Raw genomic sequence first — 16907 nt, forward strand, 5'->3', positions numbered from 1 at the left:
AAAGGCTTCATTTACCTATTCATTTGGAGGAATTCATGACCATAACGCGGACCGTGCTTGCGGGCCTGCTCGGCTGCTCCATGCTTGCCGGGTGCGATTCGGATGACAAGAAAGACGCCGAGGGTGCAGGATCGAGCACTTTCGCCAGTGATGTCGATGCGCTGAAACAGGACAATGCCAAGCTCAATGCCAAGGTTGGCGAGTTGCAGGCGGCGGCTGCCGGCACGGCCACGGTGAGCGTCACGGTTGGCCAACTGCAGAGCGATCTGCAGAAAATTACAACCGACCTGGCCACCTTGCAGGCCAAAGCCAGTGCAGGCGAGACGGAGGGCGGGGCGCTGGCCGGTGAGTTCAAATTGCTGCAGGAGCGCTTTGACGCGCTCACCACCGCCCTTTCCTCCCTCGACAAGTCATCCGCCACCAAGCAACAGCTCGATACGCTCACCACCGGCCTCGCCGGGGTGAAGTCCACCCTTGGCGCCGACATTGCCGCGCTCGAAAAGAAGGCAGCCACCAAGGAACAGCTCGACAAGCTGGCATCGGACCTTGCCGCATTGAAGACGAGCCTCACGACACTGTCCGACCTGCAGCAAGCCGATCACAAGCTGACCGTTTCCGCCACGGCCTCCAAGATCAGCACCATCGACTTTCCGGCAGCTTCCGACCGCCTGAAGGCCGCTGACGCAGCCCGCCAGTCTTTCGCGGCGCTGCTGCCGCGCCTCGATCAGACGATAAAGGATATTGCCGCCGTTCAGGCGATGTCCAGCCTCTCGGCCGACGAAAAGGCCAAGATCGCCGATTTCGCCAAGCAGGCGGCATCGATCAACGACGATTTCAAGACGTCGCTCGCCGAATTCGACAAGGGCACAAGCGACGCCCGCCTGCTCACCGAGAAGGTCAGCGCTGCTCTTGCCAGCGGCGACAAGGAGACCGCAGCCAAGCTTTCGGCTGAGCTCGAAGCGCTGCCGAAGACCCTCGAAACCCTCGCCAAGAAAATCGCCGATACCACGGCAACGCTCGACAAGCGCCTGGCTCCCTATTCGGGCCCATGGGAAGAAAGCCTCGAATTCCTGCGCCCGCGCTCCGACGCCCCGCTGACGAAATATGTCAATCTTTTCATCGGGACGTCCATGTCCGACACCGGAGTTGGACACTCCGGTAACGTCAATCCCGGTGCACAAACTCCCTTTGGAATGGTCAGCTTCGGGCCGGACACGAGAGGCAGCAGCCAGGGCTGGGGTTATGGTTCGGGCGGCTACTACTACGGCGACTCCTCAATTCAATTCTTCAGCATGACGCATCTGAATGGTCCAGGCTGCCGTGGCCAGGGTACCGTTGCGATGCTGCCCGCGGAATCGGCGACGCAGAGCCTCTCTTCGGGTCTTTCGTACTCGCACAACAATGAGAGCGCCGAACCCGGCTACTACAAGGTCAAGTTCGATAACAACATCACCGTCGAGACAGCCGCGACGACGCGCACTGGCATGATGCGGGTAACCTATGCCAATGCCACGAAGGCCTACTTCATACTGAATTCCTTGTTGAACAACTCGAACAAGTCTTCAGGTGTGCCTAAGGATCAAGCTGGGCTGAAGGTCGATGTCGACGCCAGAACGATCTCCGGGAACGCTGTCGCCAGCAAGTTCTGCGATGGCACCTGGAACCAACCGGTTTATTTCTACGCAACCTTTGATAAGCCCCTCACCAGTGGCACGGCCGATGCGGGCAGTGACGTGGCAACGCTGCAGTTTGCACTGAGCGATACGGACAAGACGGTGCAGATTAAGATCGGCGTCTCTTCGGTCAGCATCGAAAATGCCAAGGCCAATCTTCTCGGCGATGCAGCAAAAAACCTGAAAGGCGAAAACACCGCCTGGTCGTTCGACGACATGCGCAAGCAGGCGCTCGATATGTGGAACAAGCGGTTGAACACGATCCAGATCGATCTCGCCAAGCCGGGTGAGGCGGACAGGCTGGCCAGCGCCGATCTCAAACAGGCTGCGATCAACAATCTCACCAAATTCTACACCACCCTCTATCGGGTCTTCAGCGGCCCGACCGTGTATAGCGATCTCAACGGCGACTATCGCAGCATGAAACAGGCCGATCTCAAAGCTGCGAGCGGGTCGCTGCCTGCGCGCGAGGTCGAGAACGTGTCGAAATACAGGTTCAAGATCGACGGCAAGGACGCCGGGTATACGACCCACTATTCCGGCTTCTCCATGTGGGATACTTATCGCTCGGCCGCGCAACTTGTCGCTCTCATCGCGCCGGACGAGGCGAGCGATATGATGCAGTCGCTCGTCGCCGATGCGCAGCAGTGTGGAGCGTTCCCACACTGGGTCGACGGCTCTGAAGACACAATCCCGATGCAGGGCGACCATGGCTTGAATGTCGTTGCAGGCTCGTATGTATTCGGCGCCAAGAAATTCGACACCGAGACCGCCCGCAAATATGTGATCCAGTCGACTTTCGACCCCAAGAGCGCGTGCAACGACAAGCTCAGCGTCGGCCGTAATGCCGATAAGCCCGCCTTGCCGGACTGGCTCCAATATGGCTACATCCCGACGGACGCAGTCGCGGACTGGAAGGAATCGTCGGCAACGGTCGAGATGGTGACCTCCGATCGCTCTGCCGCATCGTTCCTGTCGCGGCTGCCGACAGCATCCACCGACAAGGACCAGATCTCCCAGCTCTATGCGCGCTCGAAGAACTGGTCCAACATCTTCGACACGACGGCTGGTCAGTTGAAGCTACGCGCCAAAAACAAGGCCGGCGTATGGGAGGATGGCGTGTTCCATGAGGGTACGGAGCCCCACTACATCTGGGCCTTCGCCCACGATTGGGCCTCGCTGATGGACAAGCTCGGCGGCAAACAGGCAGCGTTGACGCGGCTGCACAGCCTGTTCGCGCTCGACAAGGCCAACCCGTTCGGCAAGGAGCCGGAGGGTGGTCAACTGAACGCAAGTGAAAGCGGCACGACGTACTATATTGGCAACGAACCGTCCTTCCAGACGCCTTGGGCATATAATTGGGCAGGCGCACCGAAATACGCGCAGTACATCATCCCGACCATCATGCGAAAAAACTTCTCGCTGGCCGCAGGCGGTTTGCCAGGCAATGACGACATGGGCGCCACATCCGCATGGTACGTCCTGGCGACGCTCGGCCTCTATCCTGTGATCCCGTCCGAACCCGGTCTTGCGGTTTCCACTCCGCAGTTCAAGGGTATCTCGATGTGGCTCGGGAACGGGAAGAAGCTGCGCATTTCGACCGACCGGCCGGCGATGCTCGGCCACGCCGCACCGGTCGCTGAAGACGCCCGATATATCAAGGAGATGAAACTGAATGGGGCGACCTATCAGGGCACCTGGCTTCCGCTCGACAAGATCAAGGACGGTGGCAAGCTGAACTTCGACCTATCCACCACTCCCACCGAATGGGGTGCGGAGTGGACGCCGCCTTCGGGCCCGGCCGGCGACTACTCGAAGCCGACAGCCAATCCGCTGCCGGGCGTTCAGCTTATCCAATAGGAACAGGGCGGGGCCGTTTCGGCGACCCTTCCTTGTAACGTGGTCTCGGCATCCTTGATCGCTTCAGGCGTGGGAAAGCCCGGTACCTGTTATCCGCATCTGAAAATTTTTATGGCAGCATGTAAGCATCAAGGTTAGGTTGTACCCTGAGGCGGCACGGTTGTTCGACCGCAACCTGTCTCGTGGGAAAACACCAAACAATCGAAGGCTGAGGGTGCACCAGGAAGTCGCATTGATCGCAACCGTTGCCGTTGGCTTCGTGTTCGCCGCCATCCTCGGCTATGCCGCGGACAGGCTGCGCCTTCCGCCCCTCGTCGGTTATCTCGTCGCTGGCATCCTCATGGGATCCTACACGCCTGGCTTCATGGCAGACGCGTCGCTGGCCGGCCAACTGGCGGAAATGGGCGTCATTTTGCTGATGTTCGGTGTGGGCCTGCATTTTTCCGCAGCTGATCTCTTGGCCGTGCGCGGCATTGCCGTGCCGGGCGCGCTTGGTCGTATCGTACTTGCAACCCTGCTCGGCATGGGCCTTGCGTCGCTATGGGGCTGGGGTCTCGGAGCCGGACTGGTCTTTGGTCTCAGCCTGTCCGTTGCCAGCACGGTCGTGCTCCTGAAGGCGTTGGAGGAGCGCAACCTGATCGAATCCGTCGGCGGCCGCGTGGCCGTTGGATGGCTCATTGTCGAAGATCTGGCGATGGTGCTGGCTCTCGTGCTCTTGCCGGCCTTTGCGGAAGTCCTGGGCGGCCATGCCGTCGCCCATGCGGCCAGCGATCTTTCGATTGCCACAACGATTTCCATCACCTTGCTCAAGGTTGCAGCCTTTACCGGCATCGCCGTCTTTGTCGGGCCGAAGGTCGTGCCATGGCTTTTGACGCTGGTTGCCCGCACCGGCTCCTCAGAGCTGTTCACCTTGTCCGTGCTCGCCCTCGCCCTCGGCATCGCCTACGGGTCCGCGGCAATCTTCGGCGTTTCCTTTGCGCTCGGCGCCTTCTTTGCCGGCGTCGTCATGAGTGAATCGCGCCTCAGCCACCGTGCCGCCGCCGATTCCCTGCCGCTGCAAAATGCGTTTGCCGTCCTGTTCTTTGTTTCCGTCGGCATGCTCTTCGATCCCTCGATCATCGTTCGCGAGCCGATCGCGGTGATCGCCGTTCTCGTGTTGATCATCATCGGCAGATCGCTGATCGCCTTTTTGGTGGTGCTCGTGCTGCGCTACCCCTTGGGCATGGGCGTGCGCATATCGACCGGTCTCGCCCAGATCGGTGAATTTTCCTTCATCCTTGCCGGGCTCGGCGTCACGCTTGGCTTGCTTCCCCGCGAGGGGCAGGACCTTATCCTCGCCGGGGCCATTCTGTCGATCACGCTCAACCCGCTGGTATTGCTCGCCGGTGAGGCCATCCAGAAGAAGCTGCAGGCAACCTGGCCAACAGTGTATGCGACGTACGGCAAGGTGAAGTTTGAAAAGCTTAATCACGCGGTCGAGCAGATCCGCGCCGCCAATGACGAGCGCAACCGGCAGCACCAGCTGGAGATGCAGCAGCTTTGCGAGACATTTCCGCTTTTCTCCCAGGTCGACGAGAATTCGCAGGAGGAACTCTTGCTACTGTTCCGGCCGAAATCCGCATCACCCGGCGAGCGCGTCCTGCGCAAGGGCGATCGTCCGGACGGGCTCTATTTCATTGCTTCCGGCGCGGTCGAGGTTGAACTGGCGGATGACAATGTCCGGCTGGACGCCGGCGCTTTTTTTGGTGAGATGGCGCTCCTCAGCGGCGGCAGGCGCACGGCAGATGTTATTGCCGTCGACTTTTGCGCGTTCCTCGTGCTTGAGCGCCGCGACTTCAACGTCTTCATGTCTCGTCACCCGGCACTGCGCAAGGCCGTGAGCAACATGGCGCGCGAGCGTGCGGAAATGAACGTTTCCCGCCGCAAACGGGACGACCAGTCACTCGATGTGACCTGAACCAGCCCGCGCATTGGCTACAAGTTCTCGCCCCCGAAAGGTCCCCGCGGTGCTATGATGCGGGCAACGCTAACATGACGCATTGAAACTGCTACCCTCTCCAACTAATATATTAATTCAACCTGGAGAATTTCATGGACACGCTTACCGCCCCTCGTCATTTGCGGCTGCACGCCAGCGACAACGTCGTCGTTGCCGTCGACTCGTTTCAGGCCGGGCAAAAAATCGAGGGCGTCACGGTTGCCGATCGGGTGCCGCGCGGCCACAAACTGGCATCGCGAGTCATTGCCGAGGGCGAGCCTGTGCGCAAGTTCGGCCAGATCATCGGCTCGGCATCAAAGCTGATCGAGCCTGGCCAATGGGTGCACGAACATAATCTGAACTACAGCGATTTCGTACGTGAGGCGGATGTGGGCCACGCGCCACATGGGAGCGGTTTGCTGCCGCTGACGCAGCGCGCCACCTTTGAGGGTTTCCGCCGCGCCAATGGCCGTGCCGGTACGCGCAACTATATCGGCGTCCTTACCTCGGTGAACTGCTCGGCCTCGGTGGCGCGATTTATCGCCGAGGCGGTGCGCAAGTCGGGGCTTCTCGATGAATATCCAACGATCGATGGCATCATACCGCTCGTCCATGGCGGCGGCTGCGCCATGGATACGAACGGCGAAGGCTACGAAGTTCTGAAGCGCACGCAGTGGGGCTACGCCACCAACCCGAACATCGGCGCCGTGCTCATGGTCGGGCTCGGCTGTGAGGCATTCCAGATCGGTCGCTGGAAAGAAACGTATAATATCGTTGAGAACGACACGTTCCGCAGCCTGACGATCCAGGAAGTCGGCGGCACCCGCAAGACGATGGAAGCGGGCATTGCGGCCGTCCGTGACATGCTGCCCGTCGCCGCGAACGTTCGGCGCGAAACCATTCCCGCCTCGGAACTCATGCTCGCTTTGCAGTGCGGCGGGTCCGACGGCTATTCCGGCATTACCGCCAATCCCGCCCTCGGCGCTGCGGTTGATCTCCTCGTCAAGCATGGCGGTACGGCGATTCTTTCCGAAACGCCGGAGATCTACGGCGCCGAGCATCTCCTCATCGAGCGCGCCTCGAACCCGCAGGCGGTCGAGCGGCTGCAATCCATCATTGCCTGGTGGGAGGATTATACCGCCCGCAACAAGATGGAGATGAACAACAATCCGTCGCCGGGCAACAAGGCCGGTGGTCTCACCACTATCCTCGAAAAGTCGCTTGGTGCTATTGCGAAGTCGGGCACGTCGCCGCTCGAGGCCGTCTACGGCTATGCCGAGCCCGTCACTTCCCATGGGCTCGTCTTCATGGATACGCCCGGCTACGACCCCGTTTCAGCGACAGGACAGGTTGCCGGCGGCGCCAATGTACTTGCCTTTACCACAGGGCGCGGCTCGGCCTATGGCTGCAAGCCGACGCCTTCGATCAAGCTTGCCACCAATACGCCGATGTACAACCAGATGATCGAGGACATGGACATCAATTGCGGTGACATTCTCGACGGTGTCTCTATCGAGGCGAAGGGCCAGGAAATATTCGAACGGGTTCTGAAGGTTGCTTCCGGCGCGCCGAGCAAGTCCGAACAGCTCGGCTATGGCGATGCGGAATTCGTGCCTTGGCAGATTGGCGCAACGATGTAGCCAACAAGGCTTCGAGATTGAAACAAAAACGGGAGCCAATGGCTCCCGTTTCCTTTCGTTCCTGCCTGTACGGTCAGGCGGCTGTTTGCTGATGCTTGGCACGCGCCACGATCTGCGTCGGGTTGACGAAGCGCAGTGCGATGAGCAGCCAGACCAGCGTCGTGATCATGTAGACCACTGCCATGGCGTCGATCGATTGCACGGCGCGAACGCCGGACGCAAACACCGAATAGTAGAGCGCGACGACAAGTGTCTGGCTCGTCGGCCCGGCGGTTAGGAACGTCAGCTCGAACATTGCGACGGTGCGCACGAGCACGAGAAGGAGAGCCGCAAGGATACCCGGCAATAGCATCGGCAGGAGAACGTGGATGAAGAGCTGGAACGTTCCCGCACCGAAGACGCGTGCGGCGGCTTCGATCTTGGGATCGATCTGTTCGATGAACGGGATCATGACCAGAATGACGAAGGGCACTGTCGGCACGAGATTGGCGAGAACCACGCCCCAGAACGTGCCGCCAACGCCTGCCTGATAAAGCACTGTTGCGAGCGGAATACCGAAGGTGATCGGCGGGACCAGCAGCGGCAACAGAAAGAGCAGCATGACCAGTTTCTTGCCGGGAAAATCCCTGCGCGCCAGCGCGTAGGCTGCGGTCACGCCAAGTATCCCCGACAAGGCGACCACGGCGAAGACGATCTGGAAGGTGACGAGCAGGACGTCGCCGAGCTGGAACTCGGTCCAGGCGGTGAAATACCACTTCGTGGTCCATCCGGCCGGCAGCCACGTGCCGAGCCAACGGGTGGCGAAGGAAGAGAAGATCACGGTAGTGATCATCGCGAGGAGATTGAGGACAAAGAAGCCCACCAGTACCCAAACGGCGGTGATCCAGAGCTTTGCAGCAATTGTTGTGTCGCGGATCATGGATCAGCCCTTTCCGCCAGCGGTCGAGCCGCGATAGAACATGTTGCGAATGACGAGAATGGCGACGACGATCAACAGCTGCACAGCCGCCATGATCATGGCGATCGCCGATGCCATCGAATAATCATACTGCTCGAACGCCGCTTGGTAAGCCGCAATCGAAATGACGCGGGTCGGTCCCGCAGGCGCGCCCAGCAAGACCGCGGAAGGAAACACCGCGAAGGCCTGGACGAAGGACAGGCAGAAGGCGATGGCAAGGCCGGGAACCAGAAGCGGCAGCATGACATGGCGGAAGCGCTGCCAACTGCTTGCGCCGTGGGTGGCGGCGGCCTGTTCCAGCGCCGGGTCGATGCCCGATACGTAGGACAACGTCAGCAGGAATGTGAACGGGAAGCCGGTGATGATCAACGACGCGAACACGCCCCAATAATTGTTGGTGAGCTTGAGCGGCCGGTCGATCATGCCGAACTGGATGAGGGTACGGCTGAACCAGCCTTGCGGGCCGAGATAGTTCAGGAGCCCTTCGGCGACGAGCACGGTTCCCAATGTTACCGGAAGAACCAGGATTGTCGTCAATAGCCGCTGATGCTTGAGCAGCCGCACCCGCAGGGCAACCGGAATGGCGATGGCGATGCTTATGATCGTCACCGGTACGGCGAGCCAAAGCGTGGTCAGGATCGTATCGTACAGAAACGGGTCGGAGAAAAATTTCTGATAATTGCCGAAGAGGCCGCCTTCCTTTGGTGTAAAGGAAAGCACCAGGCCATAGATGAAGGGATAAACGAATACGGCCAGCAAGAACAAGAATGCCGGCAGGACCAGAAGCGTAACGCCGTCGATGCCGCGCACCGCCAGCCGCTGGCGCAGCGGCAGGCGATACTCGGACGGAGAGGAGGATGCGGTAATGCTTGCCATGGCCGTCACGCCGCAAAAGCCAGCGCACGCGCCGGATCGACTGAAAGCCAGATGGAACTGCCGAGTTCCGCGGTCTGGCCGGCGTGGAAAACAAGTTCTAGACCGCCAGCGGTCCGCGCCGTCCCGACAAATTCGCGGCCGCGATACTCGATCGTCTCGACCACGGCCTCGACAGTCTGCGCCGATTTTTCGCCGGCAACGACATCGTCGGCACGGGCGGCAATGACGGCCGTATCTCCGGGCTTCAGGGATGAACGGGCGGTGCCGGTCAAGGTCGCATTGCCGACGGTGACGGTTGCGCGGTCGCCTTCCTTGGCGACGACCTTGCCGGTCAGGCGATTGCGGTATCCCATGAATTCGGCGACATCCAGATGATCGGGGCGTTCGTAGAGATCGCTTGGAACGCCAACCTGCCTGATCTCTCCGTCGCGCAGGACCACGACGCGATCAGCCAGGGACAAGGCCTCATCCTGGTCGTGGGTAACGTAAATCGTTGTTGCGCCGAGCTGATTGTGAATGCGGCGTATTTCGGCGCGCATTTCGAGCCGGAGTTTGGCATCCAGATTCGACAATGGCTCGTCCATGAGGACGAGCGGAGGTTCGATGACGATGGCGCGCGCGATGGCAACGCGCTGCTGCTGGCCGCCCGACAACTGGCCCGGCAGCTTGTGGCCCTGACCTTGCAGGCGCACGAGATTCAGTGCCTCTTCGACCCGCTTGTCGATTTCGGCCTTCGCGACTTTGCGCATCTTCAGGCCGAAGCCAATGTTCTGGCGCACAGTCATGTGCGGGAACAGGGCATAGTTCTGAAACACCATGCCGAACCCGCGATCCTCGGGCTTCAAGGTGTCGATGCGCTTGTCGTCGATGAATATGCCGCCGCCCGTGGTTGCCAGGAGCCCGGCAATGCAGTTGAGCGCCGTCGACTTGCCACAACCTGAGGGGCCGAGGAGGGCGATAAATTCCCCCTTGCGAATGGAAAGCGAGACGCTCTTCAGCGCGTTATGCGCACCGAAGGCACGGCTCATTTGATCGAGACGAATTTCGCGAAATGGCGATGATGCAAGCAGCATCTGGAAACCTCATGGCTGTGCGCGGTCCGGCATCGCCGGGCCGCGCCGATGAAACAATAAATTATGACTTCTTGGCTGCGACTTCCTCATCCCAGCGCCGGAATGCCACCACCATCGACGATGGCTCGAGCGGAACCTCGATCGGGTTGTTGGCAATCCAGTCGGCATATTCCTTGCGGCCAAATTCGGCGATCGCGTCCTGGCTTTCCTGCGGCGCCATGGAAAGTGGCACGTCCTTCACCGCCGGACCCGGATAGAAGTAGCCCTGGTCGTAGGTGTAGGCCTGTTGCTCGGGCGTCAGCAGGAAGCTCATAAGATCGAGGAGTACCGCAACCTTCTCATCTGCGACGCCTTTCGGCACGCACATGTAATGCGCGTCGGCGACCCAATGGAAGCCCTTGAGCGGGGCGACTGCAGCTTCCTTCGGAACAACGCCGAGGACGCGCGGGTTGATATCCCAGCCGGTCGTCGACACCGTCATGTCGCGCGTACCTTCGCCGAGTTCCTTCATCAGCGCGCCGGTGCCTGTCGGGTAGTATTCGATATGTTGGCCTAGTTCCTTGAGGTAAGCCCACGTCTTGTCCCAGCCCTTGACCGGATCGCGCGGATCGCTATCGCCAAGAAGGTAGGGCAGGCCCATGAGGAAGGTACGGCCTGGACCGGAATTTGCCGGACGCGCATAAAGGAACTTATTCGGGTTCTCCTTGGCCCACGCCAGCAGCTCTTCGGCTGTGGTCGGTACCTTCTTCACCCGATCCGGCATGTATTCAAGCAGCGGCCCCGAGGGGTAATAGGTAACGACGACGCCATGGTCCTTGCCGAGCGCCAGCATGCGATGAGCCGGTTCAAGATAGATTTTCGCAAGATCAGGCAGCGATGCGGCGTGATCCGGGAGAAGCTTGATCCATAGATCCTGTTCGAGCCCCGCGGAGAGCGCGTCCGTACCGGTGAGCACGAGATCGATATCGAGCCGATTGGCCGCCTGCTGTGCCTTGATCTTGCCGGGCAGTTCGGGTGCCGGCGCCTTGGTAAAGGTGATCTTGGATACCAGTTCCGGCTTCGCCTTCGCATAGTTCTCGATTGCGGCCTGCGTCAATGCGAGGTTGCCGGCGACGTCAGCGACGTTGATCGCGACCGGCGAAGTCGGCAGTGCCAGCTTCGACTGAGCAAAGAGCCGCGTGGCGGGTAGCGCGGCGACTGCTGCCAGACCGCCAATGGCCTGTCTGCGTGTAATGCGGATCATATTATTCCTCCCTTTGGATTTCCCAATGTCCTGCGTTGAGACTGCGACCGGGTTCCCGGACCGGCCTGTTTTGAGATTTGATATATTAATCTATCAGATCAGGATAGCAAGGCTTTAGACTCTTCCAGCTTTTGCTACAGTCACAGCGGCGCCATCTCGTAGCAGTTGTTCCAGTGCCCCGCCCACGGCGCGGCGAAACTCATCATTGTCCGCAAGGTCTTTGCCAAAAATCTGCTGCATCCCTAGATGGGCGTCGAGAAGGTCGGCGGCCGAGGTTTTGCCATGCGTGCGTTCGCGGAAATCGTTTGCCAGCGGATCGCGAACGTCGATCGGCTGTCCGCGCTCGTCTGTCCCCGTGGCGTAGCGCATCCAGCCCGCGACGCCGAGCGCCAGCCGTTTGAAGGGCTTGCCCTGTTCGATGCGCTTGCGGATCGTGTTCAACAGCCGCTGCGGCAGTTTTTGCGAGCCATCCATGGCGATCTGCCATGTGCGGTGGCGCAGAGCCGGATTGCGGAAGCGCTCGCGCAGCTGCGCCTTATAGGACGAAAGGTCGAAGCCTGAAAGCGGCGGCAGGGTCGGCGTAATCTCTTCGTCCATCATCGCTTCGATGAAGGCAGAAAAGCCTTCCGCCTGCATCACGTCGGATACTGTCTCGTGCCCAGCAAGATAGCCGAGATAGGCGAGAGTCGAGTGACTGCCGTTAAGGAGGCGCAACTTCATCAATTCGAACGCATCGACGTCTTCAACGAAGGTGACGCCGACTTTCTCCCATGCGGGACGCCCGGATGGGAAATGGTCCTCCACCACCCATTGCGTAAACGGCTCGGTCATGATCGGCCAGGCATCGCGCAGCCCGGTCGCCCGCTCGACAATTGTGCGATCCGTATCGGTCGTCGCCGGAACAATGCGATCAACCATCGTCGAAGGAAAGGCGACGCTTTCGCGGATGAACGTCGCCAGATCAGGATCGCGCAATTCGGCAAAGCGCAGGACGACCCGCTTGAGGGTTTCGCCGTTTGCCGGAAGATTGTCGCACGACAGGAGCGTAAACGGCTCCGTCCCGTTTTCACGACGGCGCGCGAGTGCCTCTACGATGAAACCAATCGCCGAACGCGGCGCAGCGGGATGCGCAAGGTCGTGGACGATATCCGGGTGACTTTCGTCGAGTGAAGCGGTCGCGGGCGCATAGCAATAGCCCTTTTCCGTTACCGTCAGCGAGATGATCTTGGCGGAAGGTTCGACCATTGCCGACAAAACGGCTTGCGGATTTTCAGGCGCCACAAGAACGCTCGTGATGCTGCCAATAACGCTGAAACGATCGCCGCTGCCATCACGCACGGCAACCGTATAGAGGCCGTCCTGTGGTTGCAGCGCATCTCGTGTGTCGGCACTGCGCAACGAAACCCCGAGGATGCCCCAGCGATTGTCGCCGCTCGCCAGCACGGCATCGGTGTAGACTGCCTGATGGGCGCGGTGGAACGCGCCAATACCAAGGTGCACAATCCCGGTATTCATCTGATTTCGATCGTAAGCCGGTCTTTGCACATCCTTGCCGAGGCGAGCCAGCGTGTCAGCGGACAGTTGATTTTGCTCGGTCATGTCCATTCCTAAAGCTTGTATGCCTGCTTGGCGAGGCGGTAGGAAAGTTCGACCGCCACCTCCTGCGCCTCGTCCTCATCAAGCCGGTGATCGGCGACAAGGCGTGCGAGAAATGCGCAATCGACGCGGCGCGCCATATCGTGGCGGGCAGGGATCGAAAGATAGGCGCGCGTGTCATCGTTAAAGCCCACGGTGTTGTAGAAACCTGCGGTTTCGGTCGTCAGTTCGCGGAAGCGGCGCATGCCTTCCGGACTGTCGTGGAACCACCAGGCCGGTCCGAGGCGCAAGGCCGGATAATGCCCGGCAAGCGGCGCTAGCTCGCGGCTGTAGCTGGTCTCGTCGAGCGTGAACAGGATAAGCGTCAGCCGCGGATCGTTGCCGAATGCATCGAGCAAGGGCTTCAGCTCTTCCACGTAGCCGGTGGCGCGCGGAATGTCGGCGCCCTTGTCCGGTCCGAAGCGGCCGAAAATTTCCGGATTATGATTGCGGAAGGAGCCGGGGTGGATCTGCATGACCAGGCCGTCCTCAACGCTCATGCGCGCCATCTCGGTCAGCATCTGCGCACGGAAGAGTTCTGCATCGGCAAGAGAGGCTCCTTGCAAAACGCGATCGAACAGGCTCGCAGCCTCCACCGGCGAAAGATTTGCCGTGCGGGCCGTCGGGTGGCCATGGTCAGTGGATGTCGCGCCGCGCGCCTTGAAATAAGCGCGGCGCAGGCGATGCGCTTCGAGGTAGCCGGCATAGTCGAGATTAACGCCAGCCAGTGCGACGAAATTTTCCACATTCGAGCGAAAAGCCGGCTGCGCGGCATCGACGACCGCATCGGGCCGGTAGGCCGGGACAACGCGGCCATCCCAACCTGAGCGCAGGATCGCATCGTGTGCGGCAAGATCATCTGTTGCCGCGTCGGTGGTCGAAATAACCTCGATGCCGAACTGCTTGTAAAGCGCGCGCGGACGCATGGCCGGATCAGTCAGGCGTTCGGCGATCCGGTCGTAGAGCGTGTCCGCATTCTTTTCATTGAGCCGTTCATCGATACCGAAAACGGTTTCGAGCGCATGCTCGAACCACAGGCGGGAAGGCGTTCCCCTGAACAGGTGGAAATGCCGCGCAAACGTCTGCCAGATGGTGCGTCCGTCCGTCTCGACGGCCCCGCCGTCCTTTCGCGCAACGCCAAGCGTCTCGAGGCGCACGCCTTGTGAGTAAAGCATACGAAAAATATAATGATCTGGCTTGACGAAGAGGCTTGCCGGATCGGGAAATGCTTCATCATCCGCGTACCAGCGCGGGTCGGTATGGCCGTGCGGGGAGACAATCGGCAACCGCTCCACGGTCTCGAACAAGCGCCGCGCGATGGCGCGCGCGTCAGGCTCGATTGGAAACAACCGGTCGGGGTTGAGGGCCATTCTTCAACTTCCTTGCTGCATCTACAATATCGGGACCCAGTGACACCAAAGCTTGGTACCGATGCCCGCGAGGCCATTATCTTCAGAGATTTGCCGGTATTGGCCTTGGCGAACACTAGAGAATAATATATTAGTATGTCAACACCCGATCGCGCGCGGAAAGTCACTTCGCGGCGGATCGGAGCATCTAGGAATTGGGTGGAATTCCATCATTGAGGATTGAAGGATCCAAAATGAGGAAATGGAGCGCTTGAATGGCAGCAAAGCAGGCGGGAGAAAAAAGCGTCGTCCTTTTGGCGTCCGAGACGATCGTCACGCCCGGCGCTACCAATGTGCGGCCCGTTCGGCATGGGGGAGCAGCGCCTGTTGCCCGGGTCACCACGGCGACAGCCATTTATCGCGAACTCCATGCAGCCATCGTTTCGATGGAGATGACGCCCGGAACGCCGCTGAACGAAAAGGTGCTCACCGAACGCTTCGGTGTCAGCCGGACGCCGGTTCGCGAGGCGCTGATCCGCCTCGTTGAAGATGGCCTTGTCGACGTGTTTCCCCAGTCCGGAACCTTTGTTGCTCGCATTCCTGTTGCGCTTATACCTGAGGCTGTCGTCATCCGGCAGGCGCTGGAAGGCGCGACCGTCGAGCGGGCCGCATCGCGAGCGACCGCTAAGGACATTGAACGTCTAGACGAGGTTCTGGCGCGGCAGCAATTCTTCGCCGACCGCCAGAACATGGGCGCATTCCATGAAGCCGACGAGGCCTTTCACGAGGCGATTGCTGCCATTTCGGGACATCCCGGCATCTGGCGCTACTTGAAGCCGGTGAAGGTACAGATCGACCGGGCGCGGCGCATGACCCTTCCCGCTCTGGGGCGCATGGAACACGTGCTTTCCGAGCACCGGATCATCCGCAACGCCATTGAGGCCCATGATGTGGCGGCAGCTTGCGCTGCCATGCGGAAGCACCTCGACGCCGTCATCCCCGATGTCGACGAATTGAGAAAAAGCCACCCGGAATCATTCATCTGATCCGGACGAGATAAAACACACTACGGAGGAATGCATGCGTCAGGGATGGCGATGGTTTGGCCCGAAGGCGGGCGTGTCGCTGGATAATGTGCGTCAGGCCGGGGCGACCGATATCGTCTCCGCGCTGCACGACGTACCGATCGGCGAAGCCTGGACCACCGCTCAGGTTCAAGAGCGCAAGTCAATGATCGAATCGACGCCGGACGGCCGCTCGCAGCTGACCTGGTCAGTGGTCGAAAGCATTCCAATTCCAGACGCCGTGAAACGGACAGGCGGCATGGCGAAGAACGAAATTGCCGCCTGGATCGCCAGTATGGAAGCTCTGGCGGCCAATGACATCAAGGTCATCTGCTACAACTTCATGCCTGTTGTCGACTGGTGCCGCACCGAACTCGACTACGTCACGCCGACCGGGTCCACGGCGATGCGTTTCGACCACAACATGTTCGCTGTGTTCGATCTGCACATCCTGCAACGCAAGGGTGCTGCAAGTGAATATTCGCAAGCCGACCAGGAGATCGCGGCCGAGCTCTATGCCGCCATGGGCGCACAGGAAATCGCTGATCTTACCCGCAATATCGCCAGCGCCCTTCCCGGCTCGACCACCGAACCGCTGACGATTCCGGCGTTCCGCGACAAGCTGGAGGCCTATTCAGGTATCGATGCCAACAAGCTTCGCCAGCACCTCATCGAGTTCCTGCTGGCCGTGACCCCCGTCGCCGATGATCTCGGTGTCAAGCTGACACTGCATCCCGACGATCCGCCGCGCCCGCTGTTCGGGCTTCCGCGCATCGCCTCTACGGAGGCTGACTATGCCGCGCTGTTCGAAGCGGTGCCTTCGCCCGCCAACGGCATGTGCTATTGTACGGGCAGCCTTGGCGTGCGCGCCGACAACGATCTGCCCGCAATCGCCCGGCGCTTTGCCGACCGCATTCACTTTGCCCATCTGCGGGCAACGACGCGCGAGGGGGACGGGCGCACCTTCCACGAGGCAGCGCATCTCGAAGGCGACGTCGATATGGTGGCTGTCTTGCGCGAACTCCTTGCCGAGGACCGCAAACGCGACAAGTCGCGCAGCATCATCTTCCGCTCGGACCATGGTCACCGCATGCTCGACGATCTCAACAAGGAAGTGACCCCGGGCTACCCCGCCATCGGTCGCTTGCGCGGCCTTGCCGAACTTCGCGGCATCATTCACGCCCTTGATCCACAAGCTCTCGTCTAAAAGCGATCACTTTTTACCGAATATTGCGCCCCGGCTTTCCCAAGCCGGGGCGTTCTAGTTCTTTATAGTTAATCCATTTTAACCATATTCATGAGTCTGGTTGTGCTGCTGGGCAAATAGAGCGCAATAATGCGGTGAATATCCATCACATTATCGCCATATTTTGCCAAACGGGCAGAAATACCTTTCTATAGAGAAGCATTTCCGATCACGTTTTGAATCATATTAAGACAAGCTTTTTTAGTAACTTGGCTGCTCTTTACCGCTGATCTCGACCGATCTTGCTTTGGCGGGCCACCTCAGGGCCACATTTCTCCAAAATAGAAGCAATTACTCGCTCACGCCGTGATC

Annotated in this window: 11 protein-coding genes; 5 read left to right on the forward strand and 6 right to left on the reverse strand. The window is 60.0% G+C overall.

Annotated features, from left to right (window positions below; genetic code table 11):
- Window positions 1–35: 35 nt before the first annotated feature.
- The 3 genes from BM074_RS06655 (at window position 36) to BM074_RS06665 (ending at window position 7151) form a co-directional block, all read left to right on the forward strand.
- Window positions 36–3533, forward strand: coding sequence for a GH92 family glycosyl hydrolase (locus tag BM074_RS06655; RefSeq protein WP_210186472.1), 3498 nt, complete (start codon window positions 36–38; stop codon window positions 3531–3533).
- Between the two features lie 214 nt (window positions 3534–3747).
- Window positions 3748–5490, forward strand: a complete 1743-nt coding sequence (locus BM074_RS06660; RefSeq protein WP_027230856.1) for a cation:proton antiporter domain-containing protein — start codon at window positions 3748–3750, stop codon at window positions 5488–5490.
- Between the two features lie 134 nt (window positions 5491–5624).
- On the forward strand, window positions 5625–7151 hold the full coding sequence (locus BM074_RS06665) for a UxaA family hydrolase (RefSeq protein ID WP_091920633.1): 1527 nt from the start codon (window positions 5625–5627) through the stop codon (window positions 7149–7151).
- A gap of 73 nt (window positions 7152–7224) precedes the next feature.
- Here BM074_RS06665 and BM074_RS06670 read toward each other — a convergent pair whose 3' ends face one another.
- The 6 genes from BM074_RS06670 to uxaC all read right to left on the reverse strand — a co-directional run bounded on the left by BM074_RS06670 (window position 7225) and on the right by uxaC (window position 14306).
- Window positions 7225–8070, reverse strand: a complete 846-nt coding sequence (locus BM074_RS06670; protein ID WP_027230858.1) for an ABC transporter permease — start codon at window positions 8068–8070, stop codon at window positions 7225–7227.
- Between the two features lie 3 nt (window positions 8071–8073).
- The gene (locus BM074_RS06675; protein WP_027230859.1) at window positions 8074–8985 is read right to left on the reverse strand and encodes an ABC transporter permease; all 912 of its coding nucleotides are present in this window, start codon (window positions 8983–8985) and stop codon (window positions 8074–8076) included.
- A gap of 5 nt (window positions 8986–8990) precedes the next feature.
- A complete protein-coding gene (locus tag BM074_RS06680; protein ID WP_091920635.1) occupies window positions 8991–10058 on the reverse strand; it encodes an ABC transporter ATP-binding protein in 1068 nt (355 codons plus the stop codon).
- Window positions 10059–10119: 61 nt separating this feature from the next.
- Entirely contained in the window at window positions 10120–11298 is a 1179-nt protein-coding gene (locus BM074_RS06685; protein ID WP_091921534.1) for an ABC transporter substrate-binding protein, read from the reverse strand.
- Between the two features lie 117 nt (window positions 11299–11415).
- The gene (locus BM074_RS06690; RefSeq protein WP_091921536.1) at window positions 11416–12900 is read right to left on the reverse strand and encodes a mannitol dehydrogenase family protein; all 1485 of its coding nucleotides are present in this window, start codon (window positions 12898–12900) and stop codon (window positions 11416–11418) included.
- Window positions 12901–12908: 8 nt separating this feature from the next.
- Window positions 12909–14306 (reverse strand): glucuronate isomerase, encoded by a 1398-nt coding sequence (uxaC, locus tag BM074_RS06695; RefSeq protein ID WP_091920637.1) that lies wholly within the window; start codon window positions 14304–14306, stop codon window positions 12909–12911.
- Between the two features lie 254 nt (window positions 14307–14560).
- On the opposite strand from uxaC, the gene BM074_RS06700 reads away from it, so the two are divergent.
- Window positions 14561–15331: a GntR family transcriptional regulator gene (locus BM074_RS06700; RefSeq protein WP_027230864.1), complete on the forward strand. Its 771-nt coding sequence runs from the start codon at window positions 14561–14563 to the stop codon at window positions 15329–15331.
- Between the two features lie 34 nt (window positions 15332–15365).
- Window positions 15366–16556 carry a mannonate dehydratase gene (gene uxuA, locus BM074_RS06705; protein ID WP_027230865.1) on the forward strand — a complete coding sequence of 397 codons (1191 nt, stop codon included), beginning with the start codon at window positions 15366–15368 and terminating at the stop codon, window positions 16554–16556.
- The last annotated feature ends 351 nt before the right edge of the window (window positions 16557–16907 follow it).

Origin of the sequence: Phyllobacterium sp. CL33Tsu (assembly GCF_900113985.1) — a bacterium.
Taxonomy (GTDB): domain Bacteria; phylum Pseudomonadota; class Alphaproteobacteria; order Rhizobiales; family Rhizobiaceae; genus Phyllobacterium; species Phyllobacterium pellucidum.

Excerpts from the sequence above, each read along its gene's own strand:
- BM074_RS06655 (WP_210186472.1), top strand. The coding sequence starts at position 36 with ATGACCATAACGCGGACCGTGCTTGCGGGCCTGCTCGGCTGCTCCATG.
- BM074_RS06665 (WP_091920633.1), top strand. The coding sequence starts at position 5,625 with ATGGACACGCTTACCGCCCCTCGTCATTTGCGGCTGCACGCCAGCGAC.
- BM074_RS06670 (WP_027230858.1), bottom strand. The coding sequence starts at position 8,070 with ATGATCCGCGACACAACAATTGCTGCAAAGCTCTGGATCACCGCCGTT.
- BM074_RS06675 (WP_027230859.1), bottom strand. The coding sequence starts at position 8,985 with ATGGCAAGCATTACCGCATCCTCCTCTCCGTCCGAGTATCGCCTGCCG.
- BM074_RS06680 (WP_091920635.1), bottom strand. The coding sequence starts at position 10,058 with ATGCTGCTTGCATCATCGCCATTTCGCGAAATTCGTCTCGATCAAATG.
- BM074_RS06690 (WP_091921536.1), bottom strand. The coding sequence starts at position 12,900 with ATGACCGAGCAAAATCAACTGTCCGCTGACACGCTGGCTCGCCTCGGC.
- uxaC (WP_091920637.1), bottom strand. The coding sequence starts at position 14,306 with ATGGCCCTCAACCCCGACCGGTTGTTTCCAATCGAGCCTGACGCGCGC.
- BM074_RS06700 (WP_027230864.1), top strand. The coding sequence starts at position 14,561 with ATGGCAGCAAAGCAGGCGGGAGAAAAAAGCGTCGTCCTTTTGGCGTCC.
- uxuA (WP_027230865.1), top strand. The coding sequence starts at position 15,366 with ATGCGTCAGGGATGGCGATGGTTTGGCCCGAAGGCGGGCGTGTCGCTG.